Origin of the sequence: Sphingopyxis sp. P8, assembly GCF_020622175.1 — a bacterium.
Taxonomy (GTDB): Bacteria; Pseudomonadota; Alphaproteobacteria; order Sphingomonadales; family Sphingomonadaceae; genus Sphingopyxis; species Sphingopyxis jiangsuensis.
Genome location: NZ_JACNMK010000001.1, coordinates 1,073,116 through 1,092,434 on the forward strand (window position 1 = coordinate 1,073,116; position 19,319 = coordinate 1,092,434).

At 65.7% G+C, this 19,319-nt stretch carries 17 protein-coding genes; 10 read left to right on the forward strand and 7 right to left on the reverse strand.

Translation table 11 applies throughout. The features are described from left to right. Positions 1-9 precede the first annotated feature (9 nt). Entirely contained in the window at positions 10-693 is a 684-nt protein-coding gene (locus tag H7692_RS05245) for a hypothetical protein (protein ID WP_222135719.1), read from the forward strand. Continuing rightward, positions 678-1,466: a hydrolase 1, exosortase A system-associated gene (locus tag H7692_RS05250; protein WP_227339876.1), complete on the forward strand. Its 789-nt coding sequence runs from the start codon at positions 678-680 to the stop codon at positions 1,464-1,466. Before H7692_RS05245 ends, H7692_RS05250 begins: the two co-directional genes overlap by 16 nt. Positions 1,467-1,565: 99 nt before the next feature. Here H7692_RS05250 and H7692_RS05255 read toward each other — a convergent pair whose 3' ends face one another. Together H7692_RS05255 and H7692_RS05260 are read right to left on the reverse strand one after the other, a co-directional pair. After that, positions 1,566-3,659, reverse strand: coding sequence for a malate synthase G (locus H7692_RS05255; protein WP_222135717.1), 2,094 nt, complete (start codon positions 3,657-3,659; stop codon positions 1,566-1,568). Positions 3,660-3,799: 140 nt separating this feature from the next. Further along, positions 3,800-4,963 carry a GGDEF domain-containing protein gene (locus tag H7692_RS05260; protein ID WP_222135716.1) on the reverse strand — a complete coding sequence of 388 codons (1,164 nt, stop codon included), beginning with the start codon at positions 4,961-4,963 and terminating at the stop codon, positions 3,800-3,802. A 492-nt stretch (positions 4,964-5,455) separates the two neighbouring features. Here H7692_RS05260 and H7692_RS05265 point away from each other — a divergent pair, with 492 nt between their 5' ends. The 7 genes from H7692_RS05265 (at position 5,456) to H7692_RS05295 (ending at position 12,134) form a co-directional block, all read left to right on the forward strand. Further along, positions 5,456-6,664, forward strand: a complete 1,209-nt coding sequence (locus H7692_RS05265) for a hydrolase (protein ID WP_222135715.1) — start codon at positions 5,456-5,458, stop codon at positions 6,662-6,664. Then, positions 6,661-7,662, forward strand: a complete 1,002-nt coding sequence (locus H7692_RS05270; RefSeq protein WP_201926505.1) for an arginine N-succinyltransferase — start codon at positions 6,661-6,663, stop codon at positions 7,660-7,662. Before H7692_RS05265 ends, H7692_RS05270 begins: the two co-directional genes overlap by 4 nt. Before the next feature lies 1 nt (position 7,663). Then, positions 7,664-8,914: an N-succinylarginine dihydrolase gene (locus tag H7692_RS05275; protein WP_222135714.1), complete on the forward strand. Its 1,251-nt coding sequence runs from the start codon at positions 7,664-7,666 to the stop codon at positions 8,912-8,914. A 71-nt stretch (positions 8,915-8,985) separates the two neighbouring features. Next, a complete protein-coding gene (locus H7692_RS05280; RefSeq protein ID WP_201926509.1) occupies positions 8,986-9,642 on the forward strand; it encodes a hypothetical protein in 657 nt (218 codons plus the stop codon). 87 nt (positions 9,643-9,729) lie between these two features. After that, positions 9,730-10,812, forward strand: coding sequence for a helix-turn-helix transcriptional regulator (locus H7692_RS05285; RefSeq protein ID WP_222135713.1), 1,083 nt, complete (start codon positions 9,730-9,732; stop codon positions 10,810-10,812). A 269-nt stretch (positions 10,813-11,081) separates the two neighbouring features. Next, on the forward strand, positions 11,082-11,330 hold the full coding sequence (locus H7692_RS05290) for a hypothetical protein (RefSeq protein ID WP_222135712.1): 249 nt from the start codon (positions 11,082-11,084) through the stop codon (positions 11,328-11,330). Positions 11,331-11,378: 48 nt separating this feature from the next. Next, positions 11,379-12,134 (forward strand): alpha/beta fold hydrolase, encoded by a 756-nt coding sequence (locus H7692_RS05295; protein WP_222135711.1) that lies wholly within the window; start codon positions 11,379-11,381, stop codon positions 12,132-12,134. Here H7692_RS05295 and H7692_RS05300 read toward each other — a convergent pair. The 3 genes from H7692_RS05300 to H7692_RS05310 all read right to left on the reverse strand — a co-directional run bounded on the left by H7692_RS05300 (position 12,085) and on the right by H7692_RS05310 (position 16,333). Next, on the reverse strand, positions 12,085-13,134 hold the full coding sequence (locus H7692_RS05300; RefSeq protein ID WP_227339877.1) for an alpha/beta fold hydrolase: 1,050 nt from the start codon (positions 13,132-13,134) through the stop codon (positions 12,085-12,087). The genes H7692_RS05295 and H7692_RS05300 overlap by 50 nt on opposite strands. A gap of 76 nt (positions 13,135-13,210) precedes the next feature. Continuing rightward, the gene (locus tag H7692_RS05305; protein WP_222135709.1) at positions 13,211-14,839 is read right to left on the reverse strand and encodes an MFS transporter; all 1,629 of its coding nucleotides are present in this window, start codon (positions 14,837-14,839) and stop codon (positions 13,211-13,213) included. 117 nt (positions 14,840-14,956) lie between these two features. Next, positions 14,957-16,333: a DEAD/DEAH box helicase gene (locus H7692_RS05310; RefSeq protein WP_222135708.1), complete on the reverse strand. Its 1,377-nt coding sequence runs from the start codon at positions 16,331-16,333 to the stop codon at positions 14,957-14,959. Between the two features lie 355 nt (positions 16,334-16,688). Here H7692_RS05310 and H7692_RS05315 point away from each other — a divergent pair, with 355 nt between their 5' ends. Then, a complete protein-coding gene (locus tag H7692_RS05315; RefSeq protein ID WP_222136360.1) occupies positions 16,689-18,161 on the forward strand; it encodes a glycerol kinase in 1,473 nt (490 codons plus the stop codon). A gap of 12 nt (positions 18,162-18,173) precedes the next feature. On the opposite strand, the gene rpmE is transcribed toward H7692_RS05315, so the two are convergent. Both rpmE and fabZ read right to left on the reverse strand, forming a co-directional pair. Further along, the gene (gene rpmE, locus H7692_RS05320) at positions 18,174-18,401 is read right to left on the reverse strand and encodes a 50S ribosomal protein L31 (protein WP_095383345.1); all 228 of its coding nucleotides are present in this window, start codon (positions 18,399-18,401) and stop codon (positions 18,174-18,176) included. Positions 18,402-18,835: 434 nt separating this feature from the next. Continuing rightward, positions 18,836-19,315 carry a 3-hydroxyacyl-ACP dehydratase FabZ gene (gene fabZ / locus H7692_RS05325; RefSeq protein ID WP_222135707.1) on the reverse strand — a complete coding sequence of 160 codons (480 nt, stop codon included), beginning with the start codon at positions 19,313-19,315 and terminating at the stop codon, positions 18,836-18,838. Between the last annotated feature and the right edge of the window lie 4 nt (positions 19,316-19,319).

Sequence of the window (19,319 nt, forward strand, 5' to 3'; positions counted from 1 at the left end):
GCCGCGCGCATGAACGCTCCCGCCGACCATATCCTCCGCATCGCCCCCGCCACCGCGCCGCGCGCGACGGTGCTCGTCGTCCCGCCGCTGTTCGAGGAAGCGAACCGCACCCGCCGCACGCTCGTGCTCGCGATGCGCGCGCTCGCGGCGCGGGGGTTCGCGGCGCTGCTCCCCGACCTTCCGGGTCAGAATGAAAGCCGCGTCGCGCTGGTCGAGGTCGACCTCGACCGCTGGCGCACCGCGCTCGCCGAAGTCGCCGCTACAATCGATTCGCCGCTGATCGTCGCATCGGTGCGCGGCGGCGCGCTCATCGACCATCGCGTCCGCGCCGACGGCTGGTGGCGCCTCGCCCCCGTCGGCGGCGCGTCGCTGCTCCGCACCTTGCTGCGCGCGCGCGTCGCCGCCGACCGCGAGGCGGGGCACGAAAGCACGCTCGAAACCTTGCAGGCCGCCGCGCACCGCGAACCGCTGCTCCTCGCGGGCAACCGCCTGTCGCCCGATATGATCGCGCAGCTTGGCGCGGCCGCAGTCGAACCCGTCGCGCCGCTCCGCACCGCCGCGCCCGGCGCCGGCGACGGCAGGATCGCCGGCACCCCGCTCTGGCTGCGCGCCGAGCCGGGTGAGGATGCCGCGATGGCCGCGGCGATCGCCGCCGACATCGCCGACTGGAGCGCCGCATGCGGCATCAGCTGAGCTTCGATTGCGAGGGCGCGGCGCTCGCCGCGACGCTCGACGCCGCGCCGGGCAGCGCGGGGCTGCTCATCGTCTCGGGCGGCAACGAGATCCGCAGCGGCGCGCACCGCGGCATGGCCATGCTCGCGCAGCGCGTGGCGGCGGCGGGGCATCCGGTCTTTCGCTTCGACCGCCGCGGGGTCGGCGACAGCGAGGGCGACAATGGCGGGTTCGAGGCAAGCCGCGCCGACATAATGGCCGCCATCGCCGCCTTCCGCGCCGCCGCGCCGCAGCTCGCGCGCATCACGGCGTTCGGCAATTGCGACGCCGCGAGCGCGCTGCTCCTCCACCAGCCGCTGCCGCTCGACGCGCTGATCCTCGCCAACCCCTGGACCTACGACGCGGCCGCGGCGGAGGAAGACGCCCCCGCGCTTCCCCCCGCCGCGGCAATCCGCGCCCGCTATCTCGCGCGCTTCAAAGACCCCAAAAGCCTGCTCCGCCTGCTGAGGGGCGATATCGACCTCGCCAAACTCACCCGCGGCCTCGCCGCGCTCGGCAGGCGCAAAGCCCCCGCCGCCCCCGAAAGCCTCGCCGCAAGGCTCGATGCCGCAATGGCGTCGCTCGCCTGCCCCGCCACCATCCTCCTCGCGACGGGCGACCGCACCGCGCAGGCGTTCGTCGAAAGCTGCCGCAGCGGCACGATCCCGGTCGAACGCCTGGACAGCCCCTCGCACAGCTTTGCGGGCGCCGACGCCGACTGGCTGGCGGCGCGGATACTGGAACGGCTGGCGTAAGCGGATCGCCGCTTCGGGGGCGGTAAGCCGCCCCCAGCCTGTCGGTCATCGCGGCGAAGGCCAGCCTGGCGGATTCCGTTGCCCCCTGGGGGCAGGACCCTAAGCCGCCTTCTTCTTCTGCCGATAGGCATGCAGCAACGGCTCGGTATATCCCGACGGCTGCTTGACCCCCTCGAAAATCAGCGCGCGCGCCGCCTGCCACGCCACGCCGTCGGGCGTCAGCCTCTCATAGAGCGGGTCGCCCGCATTCTGCGCGTCGACCTTTGCCGCCATGCGCGCGAGCGCCGCGTCGACCTGCTCGGCGGTGCACACGCCGTGGAGCAGCCAGTTGGCGAGCGCCTGGCTCGAAATGCGCAAGGTCGCGCGGTCCTCCATCAACCCCACATCGTCGATGTCGGGAACCTTCGAACAGCCGACACCCTGGTCGATCCAGCGTACGACATAGCCCAAAATGCCCTGGCAATTATTGTCGAGCTCGCGGCGCACCTCCGCCTCGCTCCAGTTGCGCCCGTGCGCCACCGGAATCGTCAGCAACCGGCCGAGCGACGGCACCGTCTCGTGCGCGATTTCCTTCTGCCGCGCGAACACATCGACCGCATGATAATGGAGCGCGTGCAGCGTCGCGGCGGTCGGCGACGGAACCCAGGCGGTATTCGCGCCCGATTTCGGATGGCCGATCTTCGCCTCCAGCATCGCCTTCATCAGGTCGGGCATCGCCCACATGCCCTTGCCGATCTGCGCCTTGCCCGACAGGCCGCACGCCAGCCCGATGCGGACGTTGCGGTCCTCATAGGCGGTGATCCAGTCGCTCGCCTTCATCTCGCCCTTGGGGATCATCGGCCCCGCGCGCATCGACGTGTGGATTTCATCGCCGGTGCGGTCAAGGAAGCCGGTGTTGATAAAGACGATGCGGTCCTTCACCGCCTCGATGCACGCGGCAAGGTTCGCCGACGTCCGCCGCTCCTCGTCCATCACGCCGACCTTGATCGTGTGGCGCCGCAGGCCCAGCATATCCTCGACCGCGTCGAACAATCGGTCGGTGAAGGCGCATTCCTCCGGCCCATGCTGCTTGGGCTTGACGATATAGATGCCGCCCGCACGGCTGTTGATCAGCTCGCCAAGCCCCTTGACGTCGTGGAGCGCACAAAGGCTGGTGATCACCGCATCGCACAGCCCCTCGGGCGCTTCGCTGCCATCGGGCAGCCGCACCATCGGCGTCGTCATCAGATGGCCGACGTTGCGCACGAACATCACGCTGCGCCCGTGCAACGCAAAGCGCGTGCCCTCGGGCGACGTCCATTCGCGGTCGGGCACCATCGCGCGCGTTACCGTCTTGCCGCCCTTGTCGAAACTTTCGGTCAGGTCGCCGCGCATCAGCCCCAGCCAGTTGGAATAGCCGAGGATCTTGTCTTCGCCATCGACCGCCGCGACGCTGTCCTCAAGGTCGATGATCGTTGTCAGCGCTGCTTCCAGGATCACGTCGGCGATGCCCGCGGGGTCGGTCTTGCCGATCGGATGGTCGGGATCGATCGCCAGTTCGATGTGCAGGCCGTTGTGCTTGAGCAAGATGCCGCCGGGCTTGCTTCCCACCCATTGCGACGGGTCGGCGAGCGTCAGCTGCCCCCCCTGCCAGTCCGCCCATTTCCCGTCGGCCAGCGGCGCCGCCTCGTCGAGAAACGCCTTGGCGCGCGCGATCACCGCCGCGCCGCGGTCCGCATCATAGCCGCCGGGCCGCGCGGGCGGCGCGTCGAGCGCGTCGGTGCCGTAAAGGGCATCATAAAGGCTCCCCCAGCGCGCATTGGCGGCGTTGAGCGCGAAGCGGGCATTGAGCGCCGGAACGACGAGCTGCGGCCCCGCCATCGTCGCGATCTCGGGATCGACATTGGCGGTGCCGACCGAAAAGCCGACGGGTTCGGGAACCAGATAACCGATGTCGTACAGAAAGGCCTGATAGGCTTCGGCGTCGTGCGGCTGGCCTTCGCGGGCGATGTGCCACCCGTCGATCTGTACCTGCAACGCCTCGCGCCGTTCGAGCAGCGCGGCATTTTCGGGCGCGAAGCGCGTCAGCAAAGCGGCGAAATCGGCCCAGAATTTTTGCGCGTCGACGCCGGTCCCCGGCAGCGCCCTGTCTTCGATGAAGGAAATCAGACGCGAATCGACGGAAAGGCCGTGACGGTCGCTAAAATCGGTCATTCAAACACCCTCTGGTCAGCGCAAGCGCGCAATGGGACCCGGGGAGGAAGGGCAGCCGCGCTATGCCGCGAATGCGCCGCGAAGGCAACCGCCTGCGCGGCGCCACTCTCTGCCAGGGCCAGGCCCCCAGGGGCAGGCCTTTAGGCGACTTCGTTCGCGGCGCGCAGTTCGCTCAGTTCGACGCGGACGAGATTGCGGCCGCCCGCCTTGGCGCGGTACAGCGCTTCGTCGGCGCGCCGCGACAGGTCGGCAAGGCTGTCGCTTGCGGTGCGTTGGGCGACGCCGAACGACGCCGTGAAACGCTGGTTGACGCCCAGTATCGGCAATTGTTTCGTGGCAAAGCGGCCGCGCACCGTCTCGGCGTAAAGCCGTCCGTCGGACAGCATCGCATCGGGAAGCAGCACGGCGAATTCCTCGCCGCCGATGCGCCCGACGATCGCATCATCGGGCGCGGCGTCGCGCATGATGGCCGCGAAATGCGCGATCACCCCGTCTCCCGCCGCGTGCCCGAAATTGTCGTTGATCTGCTTGAAATAGTCGAGGTCGGCGACGACGAGCACGGCATCGCCCTGTTCGAGCGCCGCCTCGGCATGAAATTCGAACCCGCGCCGGTTTAGCACGCTCGACAGCGGGTCGGTCTCCGAACGGACGATCATCTCGGCGGTCGTGTCGCGCATCATCACGAGCAGCATCACCAGCGCCTGCGCGACCAGCGTCCCGGCACCGAGGCTCTGCGAAATCGCGGCATAGTCGGTCGCCATATAGTCCTGCGCGAGGCTGGCCTGACCCAATTGCCACGCGATCAGCGGACGCGAGGCATAGATCAGCGCGGCCGTCGCCATCACGCCCGCGAGCAACAGGTCGAGCTTCAACCGCCGCCCCGATTCGATCAGTGCCAACAGGATGAGCAACTGCATCGCAAAATATGGCGACTGGTACAGCATCACGCGGTGCGGCGAAGCATAGGGAATGGAAAAGGTCAGCGGGATGGTGAAGATTGTGACGATCCAGATTCCCGCGATAACCGGCCAGCGCGGGTCGAAGCCATAGTGCCGCGCGACCCCTACGACGCAAAAGGTCATCGCGAGCAAATAGGTCAGAAAGACCGCGATGCCGACCGGGACGGGGTTCGTCTGCGTCGGAAGCAGATATTCGAACAGGATCGTCGCCATGCCCGTCGCATAGCCGAGCGAAATCCACTTCGCACCGTGCGCCGACCGGCTGATGGCGGCGACCACGGCAAAGGCCACCGCGAAAATCCCCGCGATGAACAAATTGATGCCAAGAACGAAAGCAGCCGTCACCGAATCCCAGTTTCCATCCCGATTTCCTGCCCGTTTCCAACCCTATGCCGCCCACGCAAACGATCGATTAACGCGGGCGCTGAATTAGGGTCAGGACCCATTAATTACGCGTACGAGGTTTGAAGCGATTTTGTTCAGTGCGAGGAGGCAAGGCGACGGAATATGTCGATATTTCAAGGCTTGCCGACGAAGCAATGGACAAAATCGGTCAAATCCCGGAGGGACGCCGAAATGGCTTCGATCTCGCGCCCGTGCGGCCTTGCGGGTAGCGATGCTACCCGCTGCACCCGCCCGGACCCGATATCTTCGCCATTTCGACGCCTCGAACGCGTAATTAATGGGTCCTGACCCTAACGCTGGCGCCGAATCTTCGGTCCGCGCGCGATCATGGTACGGATGGAAATTGGCCGCAGTGACAGCGGTCACACAGGCCGCCGACAATAATCGTCGCCGGGGTGTAAATGGGTGCGGCTGCTCGCTATACGCCTTCCGATGACCAGCCTCACTGAAACCGAACGGGCCGCTCTTGACCAAGCCGCGGGTGCGCCGATGCTCGCCGCGGTCGAACGCTGGGCGGCGGTGAACAGCGGCACGGGCAATCTCGCGGGGCTTCGGACCGTCGCCGGCATGCTCGCCGATGCCTTTTCCGCGCTTCCCGGCGACGTGCGCCTCGTCGATCCCGATCCGGTCGAGGCGGTCGATCCCGACGGCAGTATCCGCACCGTCGAGCGCGGCGCGCACCTGCACCTGCGCGTGCGGCCCGATGCGCCGGTGCAGCTTCTCCTGACCGGCCATATGGACACGGTCTTTGCCGCCGATCACCCGTTCCAGACGCTCCGGTGGCTCGACGACGGCGTCCTCAACGGCCCCGGCACCGCCGATATGAAGGGCGGCCTTGCGGTCATCCTCGCGGCGCTGTCGGCGGTCGAAACCTCGCCGCTTGCATCGCGCATCGGCTATGACGTGATGATCAACAGCGACGAAGAGACGGGCAGCCATGCTTCGGCAGGGCTGATTGCCGAACTTGCCGCGGGCAAGACCGCCGCGCTCACCTACGAACCCGCGCTTCCCGACGGCACGCTCGCGGGCGCTCGGCCGGGAAGCGGCAACTTCAGCGTCACGATTCACGGCCGCCCGGCCCACGCCGGCCGCAACCCCGAAGAGGGGCGCAACGCGCTCGTCGCCGCGGCCGACCTCGCGCTGCGGCTGAATGCGCTCAAGTCATTGGAACTCAAGGTAAATCCTGCGCGAATCGACGGCGGCGGGCCGAACAATGTCGTCCCCGACCAGGCGATCCTCCGCGTCAACATGCGCCCCTCGACCCCCGCGGCAAAGGCCGCCGCCGAAGCCACGCTCCGCGACACCATCGCCAACATCGAACGCGACCACGACGTCCACTGCCACCTCCACGGCGGCTTCAACCGCCCGCCCAAGCCGCTCGACCCCGCCGCGACGCGATTGTTCGAACTCGTCCGCGAATGCGGCAGCGCGCTCGGCCTCTCAATCGGCTGGAACGCGACCGGCGGCGTGTGCGACGGCAACAATATCGCGGCCTGCGGCGTACCCGTGGTCGACACGATGGGGCCACGCGGCGGCGCGATCCATTCTTCGGACGAGTTTCTTATTGTCGACAGCCTTGCCGAACGCGCGCAATTGTCGGCACTCACCATAATGAAAATAGCAGAACGGGGGACTGTGTGAGCTATGTGATCCGGGCGGCCAAACCGGGCGATCTCCAGAGCATCTATGAAATGGCGAAGCTGACGGGGGGCGGGTTCACCAACCTGCCGCCCGACAAAAAGGCACTGCGCGGCAAGCTCGAGCGTGCCGAGGCGAGCTTTGCTTCCGAAAAGGAATATCCGGCCGACGAGCTGTATCTGATGGTGCTCGCCGATGCCGAGACCGACGAGGTGCGCGGAACGTGCCAGGTGTTCGGTCAGGTCGGCCAACGCTGGCCCTTTTATTCCTATCGCATCGGCACCGACAGCAAGCACAGCGAGCAGCTTGGGCGCACTTTTCACGCGCAAATCCTGATGCTGAGCAACGACCTCAACGGCGCGAGCGAGGTCGGCGGGCTGTTCCTCCATCCGGCGGCGCGCGCCGGCGGACTCGGCCTGCTGCTCGCGCGGTCGCGCTACCTGTTCATCGCGCGTCACCGCGCGCGCTTCGCCGACCGCATCCTTGCCGAGCTGCGCGGCGTGATCGACGAAGCAGGCGGCTCGCCCTTCTGGGACGGGGTCGCGGGCAAATTTTTCGGGATGAGCTTTCAGGAAGCCGATCAGTTCAACGCGGTCCACGGCAACCAGTTCATCGCCGACCTGATGCCCAAGCACCCCGTCTATATCGCGATGCTTCCCGAAAGCGCGCGCAGCGTTATCGGCGTCCCCCACCCCAGCGGCCGCGCGGCGATGCGGATGCTGGAAAATGAGGGCTTCGCCTTCGATAATTACATCGACATTTTTGACGGCGGCCCGACGATGACCGCACGCACCGACCAGGTCGCGAGCATCCGCAATGCGCAGCATCTCGAAGTCACCGGCATTGCCGAGGGTGAGAGTGATGCGCTGATCGCAACCGGACGCCTCGCGGGCTTCCGCTGTTGCTTCGGCAAGGTCGGCGCGGGGGGGACGATCGACGCTGCGACCGCCCGATTGCTCGGCGTCAGCCCCGGCGACGACATCAGCTGGATTGGACGCTGACATGCTCACCGAGATCAATTTCGACGGCATCATCGGCCCGACGCACAATTATGCGGGGTTGAGCCGCGGCAATATCGCCTCGGCGAGCCACGCAGGCGACGTGTCGCAGCCGCGCGCCGCGGCGCTGCAAGGCATCGAAAAGATGCGCCACAATCTGGCTCTCGGTCTGCCGCAGGGCTTTTTCATGCCGCTGGACCGCCCCGATGCGGCGTGGCTCGAAACGCTCGGCACCAGCCTCGACAATGCCGAGCCGCATTTGCGCGCGCAGGCCTGGTCGGCGTCGTCGATGTGGGCAGCAAACGCCGCGACCGTGTCGCCTGCGCCCGACAGCGGCGACGGCAAATGCCATCTGACCGTCGCCAATCTCGTCACCATGCCGCACCGCAGCCACGAATGGCAGGGAACGCTCGCGCAGCTTCGCCTCGCCTTTGCGCATCCGGCCTTTGCCGTCCACGGGCCCATCCCCGCCCCCTTCGGCGACGAAGGCGCGGCGAACCACATGCGCCTTTGCAACGGGCACGACCAGTCGGGCGTCGAGATATTCGTCTATGGCGTCGGCGGCGGCCGCTTCCCGGCGCGCCAGCATCTCGACGCTTCGAAAGCGCTCGCCCGGCATCACCGGCTCGATCCCGCGCGCACCCTGTTCATCCGCCAATCGGACACGGCGATTCAGGGCGGCGCCTTTCACAACGATGTCGTCGCGGTGGCGAACGAGCATGTGCTGTTCACCCACGAAACGGCGTTCGAAGATCGCGAAGGCGCACATGCGCAGATCCGCGCGGCCTTTCCAGATGTCGAGATCGTCGAGGTGCCGGCAAGCGCGGTGAGCCTGTCCGACGCGATCAAATCCTATCTGTTCAACGCGCAGCTCGTCAGCTTGCCGGACGGCGGCGGCATGGGGCTCGTGCTGCCCACCGAAGCGCGCGACACGCCGAGCGTCTGGAACTGGCTGGAGGCGCATGTCGCGGGTAACGGCCCGATCCGCCGACTCTATCCTGTCGATGTCCGCCAATCGATGGCGAATGGCGGGGGGCCCGCCTGTTTGCGGCTCCGCGTCGTCGCCGACCCCGCGACCGTCGATCCGCGCTTCGTTGCGGACACGGCAAAACTCGACCGCATCGCCGATGTGATCGCCGCGCATTGGCCCGAGGCAATCGCACCGTCCGACCTCGCATCAACCGCGCTTGCCGCCGATGTGGTGCGTGCGCGTCGCGCGCTTCTCGACGCGCTCGATCTGGGAGAGCTTGGCTAGGGTCAAGACCATAGAGCCGGTGCCCGCCGCCACTATTGACCCGGCACGCGAAGCGCGCCACCACATCGGCGATGGACGATCAACAGGACCGGGACCAGGCACCGCGCGCCGCACTACCGCCGATCGAGCGTGCGATCCGCTATCTGCCGCTTATCGCCATCAGCAATTTCCTCATCGCCGTCCCGGCCTTCGCGCTGTCGATAGCGGTCGCCTATTTCACCTTCATCCAGGCCGATGCGACGACGAAGATGCAGATTGCGAGCGTCTGGCCCTATGTCGCCTTTGAAACGTCGAACCGCAACGAACAGGATGATCCCTTCATTCGGTTGTCATTGACGAACAAGGGGGTCGGGCCCGCGCATATCCGCGGCCTCGAAGTCCGTTATCGCGACAAGCCCTATACGCAGTTTCGCGAGGTGCTGGGCGCCTGTTGCAGCGATTCGCCCGAGACCCTGTCGGTCGGCATCGGCAGCATGCTCGGCGAAGTCCTGCGACCCGGTGAGAATGTGATGTTCGCGCAGCTCGACCCGCAAAAGGTTCCCGCCGACACCTGGTCGCGCTTCGACGAGGAGCGACTGAAGCTGAAGGTTCGGATCTGCTATTGCTCGGTGTTCGAGGATTGCTGGATCGCCGACAGCGGCAACGACCGGGCAACCCCGGTCAAGCAATGTCCTGCCGACTGGCATCAATTCTACGGTTCGGCAGAGCTGGGCAGAATGCGCAACTGACGCGAACGGCGCTCGCCGTCACAGCCGCCTTGCATTTTTGGCTCCGCTTTCAGACAATAAGCTCTCTTTGCTTTCGGGGGACAGGCATTGCAGACCGATCTCGTCGACCGCATCTACGAATGCTCCGTGGTCCCCGAGGCGTGGCCCGCAGTCCTCGACGATGTCGCCGCGCTGGCAAATGCGACCGGCGGCCTGCTGTTCTCGGCGCACAAGGCGCTCAATTGGACGGCGTCCGAAAGCGTCAGCGATGTCTTTGCCTCTTATGTCAACGATGGCTGGTTCGGGAAATGCAGCCGCCGCGTCTGCCTGATGAGCCAGGATGCGCCCTCCTTCTTCGTCGAGCATGATTTCTGGAGCGAGGACGAGATCGACGCCGACCCCGTCTATCGCGATTTCTTCCGGCCGCATGGACTCGGCTGGTCGGCGGGCACCGGATTGCAGGTCCCGACCGGCGACAATATCGTCTTCAGTGTCGAGCGCGCCTTTGCCGACGGCCCGGTCGACAGCGCCAGCGTCGCGCGCCTCAATGCCATTCGCCCCCACCTCGCGCGCAGTGCGCTGGTCAGCGCGCGCCTGCAGCTGAAGCGCGCGCAGGGAGCGACCGAAGCGCTCACCGCGCTGCAACTTCCCGCGCTGCTTCTGAAGCCGAGCGGCGAAATCGCCGAAGCGAGCCTTCTGGCGCAAGAGCTGGGTGATCATATCGTCTGGGCAGCCCATGGCCATGTCCGGCTGGCGGACCGGCAGGCGGACCGGATGCTCGCCGATGCGCTCGGCGCGATCGGACGGGACGCAGCCGACGATGTCCGATCCTTTCCGCTCCGCGATGCGGATGGCATTCCCGCCTATGTCGCGCACGTGATCCCGGTGCGCCGCAGCGCCCACGATGTATTCGGCGACAGCTTTGCCCTGTTGTTGTTGGTCCCGGTCGCCTCCGATCGCGCGCCGTCGGCGACGTTGATGAAATCGCTCTTCGACCTGACGCCTTCGGAGGCGCGCGTCGCACAGGGCATCGCGGGCGGTGCGACGCCCGAAGCCATTGCGGCCGAAGGCGAGGTCGCGATCAGCACCGTGCGCACGCAGCTACGTCGCGTCTTGGAGAAGACGGGATGTGCGCGTCAGGCCGATCTCGCCGCGCTGCTCGCCCGCATCGGTGCGACGGCTCCCCGCTGAAAATTTTCGAAAACGGCGCGCGATCATCCAAATGGAGGATGCGATGCGCGGGGCGAAATACGACAAGAACGTCAGCTGCCGGCCGTTTCTGCGACCCTAGGCTGGTCAGTCAGCGACACCTTTGCTGCCGCTCGCACCGCGACCGGCGGCAGGGGTGTCGCTATCGCGCCCTTCCCTTTTCTGTCGAATTAACTTACAGTTTACCATCGCTGTGGCGCGCCGATGCAAGGAAATGCGCCACTGGCACGGCTTTTGCTGGATATTGGACGATGTGGAAAAAGGTCGGTCGCCTGTTCGTAATCAAGACCCGGTTCGAAGCCTGTCTTATCATCTACGCGCTGGCCGTTGGCGCGATGGCGCGCGGTACGGCCTATCTTGAGCAATATCCCGGTATCGGCGGTCAATTGTTGATGGCCGCATGCAGCGGGGCCGTTTTCCTTGCCGGCGCAAAAATCTTTGATTGCCTCCGTTACGAGCAGGCGGCGCGCGCAGCGCAAGCCGTCGAGAATCAGGGCTGACGCCCGTCCGCCTTTCCCTCGCCCCCAAGCTGTGCCAAGGCTGACGGTATGACGAGGATCAGCGGTCGGCCCGACATCAGCAGCGAGACCGTTTTTGGGCAGTCGCTTCGCGTCGCGCGCTGGCGGACCGATTTGCCGGGAACGCCGCTTCTCTATCTCAACGGCGTTGGCGCCGACATTGCGACCGCCGCGCCACTGCTCGCGCAGATTTCGGGGCGCGAGGTCTGGACGCTCGACATGCCGGGCGTAGGCGGCTCGCCCGATGCCTTTCTGCCCTATACGGCCTCGGCCATGGCGGCCACTGTGATGACGATCGCCGACCGCTTCGGCCACGACCAGATCGACCTTGCAGGGTTCAGCTGGGGCGGCGCGCTGGCGCAGCAGATCGCAGTGCAATATCGCTCGCGCATTCGCCGGCTCGTGCTGATGGCAACAACGCCCTCGCTGGGGGCACCGGGGATCGGCTGGGCGGCAATGCTCGACGGCGACATTTTGGCCAACGGCCTGCGCTTGCCGACGGCGACGCCACTGGGTCTCGCCTATCAGGGGATGGCGCTCGCCGGCTGGACGAGCGTGCCGATGCTGCCGTTGCTACGCGGCCTGCCGGTTCTGGTCCTGATGGCGCGCGACGATGGCATTGTACCGGCAAGCCACGGTCAGATGATCGCCGACCTGGTCGACGATGCCCAGGTCGAAACGGTTCCGGGCTCACACCTCTTCCCCTTTGCCCATGCCGCGCGAACGGCATCCCGGATCAGCGAATTTCTCGATCAGCCTGCGGCGGAACGGCGAGCCGCCGCGTAAGGAAATCGGCAATCGCCGCAGCGGTCCGGTCGGGTGCCTCTTCCATCGGCAGATGGCCGATGCCTTCGAGCAGCACAACCTCCGACCCCGCGATACGCTCGGCAAAACTTTGCGCGGCGGTGGAATTGATCAGCCGGTCCTCGCTCCCGAACAGTATGAGCGTCGGGACGGCAATGTCCCCTGCTTTGGCGGCCATATGCGCCTCACGATCGGTGCGCGCGCGAATGACCGTCGCCTCGCGATTGCCGGGAAAGCGCAGCAATTCCCAGTAACGGTCGATCATCGCCTCGTCGATGAAGGCCTCTTCCGAAACCGATCCGCGCAGCGATTGTTCGACCAAGGCGCGCGGCGTGATCCGCGTCGCCAGCCAGCGCCCGAGTGGATATTCGAGGATGCGGAATCCGATGTTCGATTCGGGCGGCTTCTCGCCCTTGCGAAGCGGCATGCCGCTGGCGTCGAGCAACAGCAACGCCTCGACATTCTCGGGGCGCGCCAGCGCATAACGCCACGCCACCCATCCTCCCATCGAATTGCCGCCGAGGATGAAGCGATCGAGGCTCAGCTTGGCGGCAACGACATCGACGGCCGCCATCATCCCGGCTGCGCCATAATCACGGTCGGGGGTCGCGCCCGTCAGGCCGTGCCCCGGCAGGTCGAGCGTGACGACGCGGTAATCGGCACCGAGCCGCGCGACCATCGGCCCCCAGGTGTGGAGGCTCGCATTCGATCCGTGGAGCAAAATAATGACGGGACCGTCGCGCTTGCCCTGATCGCGGTAATGGATGCGCTGCCCCGCCGGGCCCGCCGCAAAGGCCGCGTCGGGTCCGCCATATTTGGCGATCATCGCCTCGCGGTCGGTGTCGGGGGTCAGAAGGAGAACGAAGCCGGCAACGAGCGCGGCCAGAATGGCGAGCGGCAAGAGCACGCGTTTGCGCCGCCAAAAGGGTCGCCGCAGCGGCGGCGCAAAATCCTCGTCATCATCGTCATCGAAACCGGCCATCACGCCCCCCTCAGAGCAAGGGCGAACCCAGGGTCAGGACCCTAGCGCCGCGATACCGCCCGTCAATGCGCCGCGATCATTCGTGGATCTTGCGCCGGAAGGTTTCGGGCAGGAACAGCAGGCCGACGACAAACGTCAGCAGTGCAATGACGACCGGATACCAGAGACCGTAATAGATATTCCCCGTCGCGGCGACCATCGCAAAGGCGGTGGTCGGCAGGAAGCCGCCGAACCAGCCGTTGCCGATGTGATAGGGCAGCGACATCGCCGAATAGCGGATGCGGCTCGGGAACATTTCGACGAGCAGCGCGGCGATCGGGCCGTAAACCATCGTCACGAGCAGCACGAGGTAGAAGAGGATGCCGACGACGAGCGGCTTGTCGATTGCGTCCGTATCCGCCTTGGCAGGGTAGCCGGCGGCGGCCAGCGATTCGGAGAGTGCGGCGCCAAAGCCTTGCTTGTCTGCGACGGAAATCACCTCTTCGCCGACATGCACGAACGCGCGGCCGTCATCGGCACCATCTTCGTTGGCGTACGGAATCCCCGCTTTGGCGAGGGCGGATTTGGCGATGTCGCAGCCCGTGCGGTCGAAAGAGGCGCGACCGATGGGGTCGAACTGAAATGAACAGGTCTCTGCGTGGGCAAACACGATGACAGGCGCGCGTGCCTGCGCCTCGGCGAGCGCCGGATTGGCAGCGGTGGTGAGCAGCTGGAAGGCCGGAAAATAGGTGAGCGCGGCGAGCGCGCAGCCCGCGAGGATGATCGGCTTGCGCCCGATCCGGTCGCTGAGCCAGCCGAAAAAGATGAAGAAAGGCGTGCCCAGCACCAATGCAATCGCGATCAATATATTCGCGGTCGCGCCATCGACCTTCAGCGTCTTTTCGAGGAAGAAGAGCGCATAGAATTGCCCGGTGTACCAGACGACCGCCTGCCCCGCGACCGCACCGAGCAGCGCGACGAGCACCCATTTGAGGTTCGACCAGCGCCCGAACGCTTCGATCAGCGGAGCCTTCGACGTCGTGCCCTCGGCCTTCATCTGTTTGAACACCGGGCTTTCTTCGAGCTGCATCCGGATCCACAGCGATACGCCCAGCAGGATCACCGAAATCAGGAACGGCAGGCGCCAACCCCATTCGGCGAACGCCTCTTCGCCCAGCAGGGTCCGGGTCGCGATCACGACGAGCAGCGCGGCGAACAGCCCCAGCGTCGCCGTAGTCTGGATAAAACTGGTGAACAGGCCGCGCTTCCCCTCCGGCGCATGTTCGGCAACGTAAGTGGCGGCGCCCCCATATTCGCCGCCGAGCGCCAGCCCTTGCACAAGCCGAAGCACGACGAGCAGGATCGGCGCGGCAACACCGATCGCCGCATAATTGGGCAGAACGCCGACGAGGAAGGTCGACAGCCCCATCAGCCCCATCGTCACAAGGAAGGTATATTTGCGCCCGACCAGGTCCCCGATGCGCCCGAAGACGAGCGCCCCGAAAGGACGCACCGCAAAGCCCGCCGCAAAGGCCGCCAGCGCAAAGATAAACCCCGTCGTTTCGTTGACCGCAGAAAAGAACTGCGCCGAAATGACCGTCGCAAGCAGGCCATAGAGGTAGAAATCATACCATTCGAAAATGGTGCCGAGCGACGAGGCGACGATGACCTTGCGCGCATCCTGCCGGGTGTCGATGGGTACTGCTGCCCCGGCCTGTTCGCTCATCCTTTTCCCCGTTCGCCCTGAACCCGTTGAAGGGCCGTTCTTCCTTTTGCCACGCTAGAGGAAAGAACGGTGCTTCGACAAGCTCAGTACAAACGGAAAAGAGCGAAGCGCCGGGTCTTAACCGACGCGCGTCACCGCGCCCTTGTGCGCGCCGACGCCGCCGCGGCGCGGACGGAAGCGGCGCTTGCGCTGCGGCTGGCCCTCACCTGCTGCACCCTCACGGCGTGGACCGCGCTCGCCGCGCGGCTGGCCGCCGTCGCGCTTGCGCACGGCCTCTTCACGCTGGCGCTGCGGGTCGCGACCGCGACCGCCGGTGTCGCGCGGAGGCGTCGCCGGCTTGGGCAGGTTGCGGACCATTTCGTTAAAGCCCTCGGGCAGCTTGACCGGTTCTGCGCGTGTGCGCGTCACGCGCTCGATGTCGCGAATATATGGCTTCTCGTCGGGCGCGACAAAGCTGATTGCGATGCCTTCCGCCCCCGCGCGCGCGGTACGGCCGATGCGGTGGACATATTGTTCGGGAACGTTCGGGATCTCGAAGTTGATCACATGGCTGACCCCCGACACGTCGATTCCGCGCGCCGCGATATCGGTCGCGACGAGCAGCTTGACCTGCCCCGAGCGAAACGCCTGCAGCGCGGTCGTGCGCTGCGCCTGGCTCTTGTTGCCGTGGATGGCGAAGGCTTCGATCCCTGCGCCCTTCAGGTGACGGACGACGCGGTCGGCGCCGTGCTTGGTGCGGGTGAAGATCAGCGCCCGGTCGATGCCTTCGGTCTTGAGCACATGGTGGAGAAGCGCTTGCTTTTCCTTCTGCTCGACGAAGGTAATCTGCTGGCGGACCTTCTCGGCGGTCGTCGCCTGCGGCGCCACCGACACCGTAACGGGATCGTTGAGGAACTGGTCGGCCAGACCCGCGATCTCCTTTGGCATCGTCGCGGAAAAGAACAGATTCTGACGGCGCGACGGCAGCAGTTTGGCGACACGCCGCAGCGAATGGATGAAGCCCATGTCCATCATCTGGTCTGCTTCGTCGAGAACGAAGATTTCCACATCGTCGAGCCGCAAAGCGCGCTGGTCGATGAGGTCAAGCAGGCGGCCCGGCGTCGCGACGAGGATGTCGACGCCTTGCGACAAGTCGCGGATCTGCTTGTTGATCGGGACGCCGCCGAACACGGTGGAAACCGACAGCTTCGTGAAACGGCCGTAGTCGCGACAACTCTGCGCAATCTGCGCTGCGAGTTCGCGGGTCGGCGCGAGCACCAGCATCCGGCAGCCACGCGGGGTCGGCCGATGCGGATAGGTCAAAAGATGATGGATCGAGGGCAGCGAAAAACCGGCGGTCTTGCCCGTCCCGGTCTGCGCGATACCGCACAGGTCGCGGCCCTTCATCAACGGCGGGATCGCCTGCACCTGGATCGGCGTCGGCGTCGAATAATCCTTGGCGGCAAGCGCGCGATTAATGTCTGCGTGCAGGCCAAAGTCGTTAAAAGTCGTCATAAAATACTCACATAGGGCGACGCGCAGGCGCATCCGTTCGTGTCGAACGGACGGCGCACGGCCGCGGGTTCGAAACGACCCGCGTGAAAGGGTGCCTCTTGGGACAAAGCGCTATTCCGGCTCGTCCCGCGCCTGTCTCGGACGGGAAAATCACGCTGCCGGTGGTTACGGCGGGTCGGCCCGCCATGCTGCGCTGCACCATCATATGGGCGATATTGCGTGAAATTGCAAGATCGTTGCGCGAGGCCTCCTCCCTTTCGTCCCGAGCTTGTCGAAGGGCGGTTCTTTCTTCATGAAACAGAAAAGAGGAAAACGGCGCCTCGACAAGCTCGGCACGAACGAAAAGGGGGAGGCTTTGACCGAAAAGATCATCGTCATCGACGAAGGCACGACATCGACGCGCGCGATGCTGTTTTCCGTCGACGGCACCCCGCTCGGCAGCGCGCAGCGCGAGTTCCGCCAGCATTATCCTGCTCCGGGGCTTGTCGAACATGACGCCGCCGAAATCTGGACCGCGACGCTCGCCTGCACGCGCGCGATGATCGACAAGGCGGGCGGCGCGGGGGCAATCGCGGCGATCGGGATCACCAACCAGCGCGAGACCGTCGTCTTCTGGGACCGCGCAACCGGCGAACCGCTCGCCCCCGCGATCGTCTGGCAGGACCGGCGCACGGCCGCCGATTGCGCGCGCCTCAAGGCGGAGGGGCACGAACCCGCGGTTCAGGCGGCGAGCGGCCTGCTCCTCGACCCCTATTTTTCGGGGAGCAAGATCGGCTGGGCGCTCCGCAACTGGCCGCAGCTTGCCGAGGTTGGCGACCGGCTAGCGGTCGGGACGGTCGAATCCTATCTCGTCCACCGGCTGACGGGCGGCGTCCATGTGTCCGACGCGACCAATGCGTCGCGCACCTTGTTGATGGACATCAATGGCGCGAGCGGATGGGACGCGGGACTGTGCGACCTCCTCGGCGTCCCGATGTCGCTGCTTCCCGAAATTACCGGCTGCACGACGACCGTAGGCACGACTATGCCCGATCTGCTCGGCGGCGCGATCCCGATATGCGGCATGGCGGGCGATCAGCAGGCGGCGACCATCGGCCAGGCGTGCCTGTCGCCCGGCCAGACCAAGGCGACCTTCGGCACGGGTGCCTTCATCCTGTCGGCGAGCGGAACCACGCGGCCGCAATCGGACAACCGCCTGCTCGCGACCATCCTCGCGCAGGAGGGCGATGTCCGCTCCTATGCGCTCGAAGGATCGGTATTCGTCGCGGGAAGTCTGATCAAATGGCTTCGCGACGGGCTGGGGCTTTTGGCCAATGCCGGCGAGAGCGAGGGGTTGGCGCGTTCGGTCGACGACAATGGCGGCGCCTATCTGGTGCCGGCGCTCGCGGGGCTCGGCGCGCCGCATTGGCGTCCCGACGCGCTCGCTGCCCTGTCGGGCCTCAGCTTCGCAAGCAACAAGGCGCACATCGCGCGCGCGGCGCTCGAGGCGCAGGCCTATCAGGCCCATGATCTGAAAACCGCCTTTGCCGCCGACGGAGTCGACTGGTCCGAACTCCGGATTGATGGCGGCATGGCAGCGAACGACTGGATGGCGCAGGATCTTGCCGACATGCTCGACCTGACCGTCGAGCGCCCCGAGTTCGTCGAGAGCACGGCGCTCGGCGCCGCCATGCTCGCGGCAACCGGTGCCGGCCTCTACCCCGATCTCGCCAGCGCGACAAAGGCGATGCGCGGGCGCACGACACGCTTCACGCCGGCGCTCGCCCCCGAAAAGCGCAAAGCGCGCCTCGCCGGATGGCAAAGCGCGCTTGCAAAAGTGCTCGGCTGATGCCGAAGCGCATCAACGCTTGAGCGTAAGACCGCCGAAACGCTTGTTGAACTTTGCGACCTGGCCGCCAGCATCGAGCATACGGCCCTGACCGCCGGTCCATGCCGGGTGCGCGGTGGGGTCGATTTCGAGCGTCATCACGTCGCCTTCGCTGCCCCAGGTCGAGCGCGTCTGATATTCGGTGCCATCGGTCATCTTGACCGTGATCATGTGATAGTCGGGGTGGATGTCTTTTTTCATGTCTCTTGGCTCCTGTGCCGCTGGTTTCCGACCAGCCGCGTGAGTCGGTGCGTCCGGGGACGCGAAGCGGCGCCCTTACTGGGCAATTGGGGAAAATGCAACACCTGTACCCCGTTGATCGTCGTCCCGGCGAAGGCCGGGATGACGTATAAAGGGGAGGTCTCCGCCCTAGGGTCAGGACCCATTAATTGCGCGTACGAGGCGTCGAAATGGCGAAGATATCGGGTCCGGGCGGGTGCAGCGGGTAGCATCGCTACCCGCAAGACCGCGCGGGCCCGAGATCGAAGCCATTTCGGCGTCCCTCCGGGATTTGACCGATTTTGTCCATTGCTTCGTCGGCAAGCCTCGAAATATCGACATATTCCGTCGCCTTGCCTCCTCGCACTGAACAAAATCGCTTCAAACCTCGAACGCGTAACTAATGGGTCCTGACCCTAGTCGCTCGGCGGATCGGCGATCATTGCGGTGAACTGGCACTCGGTGGCGAGTTGGTCGCCCAGCATCGCTTTTCCTTCGAACTTGCAGATGTTCCGCTTTGTCTGAAGGATGGTGACGTGCAGGTCCAGCAAATGGCCGGGTTCCACCGGCTTGCGGAACTTCACGCCGTCGATACCCATGAAATAGACGAGCTTTCCGCTGCCCGCGAGGCCGAGCGATTCGATCGCCAGAACGCCGCCCGCCTGCGCCAGCGCCTCGACGATGAGGACGCCGGGCATGATCGGCCGGCCGGGGAAATGCCCTTGGAAAAAGGGCTCGTTCATCGTCACTGCCTTGACCGCGTGGATCGAGGTGTCCTTCACCATCGATTCCACCCGGTCGACGAGCAGCATCGGATAACGATGCGGCAGCAGCGACAGGATGCGGCGGATGTCCGCCGGCCCCATCCTGCCCTCGCTATTTTCCCCGGCCGTCATGATC

Excerpts from the sequence above, each read along its gene's own strand:
- H7692_RS05295 (WP_222135711.1), top strand. The coding sequence starts at position 11,379 with ATGACGAGGATCAGCGGTCGGCCCGACATCAGCAGCGAGACCGTTTTT.
- H7692_RS05255 (WP_222135717.1), bottom strand. The coding sequence starts at position 3,659 with ATGACCGATTTTAGCGACCGTCACGGCCTTTCCGTCGATTCGCGTCTG.
- H7692_RS05310 (WP_222135708.1), bottom strand. The coding sequence starts at position 16,333 with ATGACGACTTTTAACGACTTTGGCCTGCACGCAGACATTAATCGCGCG.
- H7692_RS05290 (WP_222135712.1), top strand. The coding sequence starts at position 11,082 with ATGTGGAAAAAGGTCGGTCGCCTGTTCGTAATCAAGACCCGGTTCGAA.
- rpmE (WP_095383345.1), bottom strand. The coding sequence starts at position 18,401 with ATGAAAAAAGACATCCACCCCGACTATCACATGATCACGGTCAAGATG.
- H7692_RS05265 (WP_222135715.1), top strand. The coding sequence starts at position 5,456 with ATGACCAGCCTCACTGAAACCGAACGGGCCGCTCTTGACCAAGCCGCG.
- H7692_RS05305 (WP_222135709.1), bottom strand. The coding sequence starts at position 14,839 with ATGAGCGAACAGGCCGGGGCAGCAGTACCCATCGACACCCGGCAGGAT.
- H7692_RS05280 (WP_201926509.1), top strand. The coding sequence starts at position 8,986 with ATGGACGATCAACAGGACCGGGACCAGGCACCGCGCGCCGCACTACCG.
- fabZ (WP_222135707.1), bottom strand. The coding sequence starts at position 19,315 with ATGACGGCCGGGGAAAATAGCGAGGGCAGGATGGGGCCGGCGGACATC.
- H7692_RS05275 (WP_222135714.1), top strand. The coding sequence starts at position 7,664 with ATGCTCACCGAGATCAATTTCGACGGCATCATCGGCCCGACGCACAAT.
- H7692_RS05300 (WP_227339877.1), bottom strand. The coding sequence starts at position 13,134 with ATGGCCGGTTTCGATGACGATGATGACGAGGATTTTGCGCCGCCGCTG.
- H7692_RS05250 (WP_227339876.1), top strand. The coding sequence starts at position 678 with ATGCGGCATCAGCTGAGCTTCGATTGCGAGGGCGCGGCGCTCGCCGCG.
- H7692_RS05245 (WP_222135719.1), top strand. The coding sequence starts at position 10 with ATGAACGCTCCCGCCGACCATATCCTCCGCATCGCCCCCGCCACCGCG.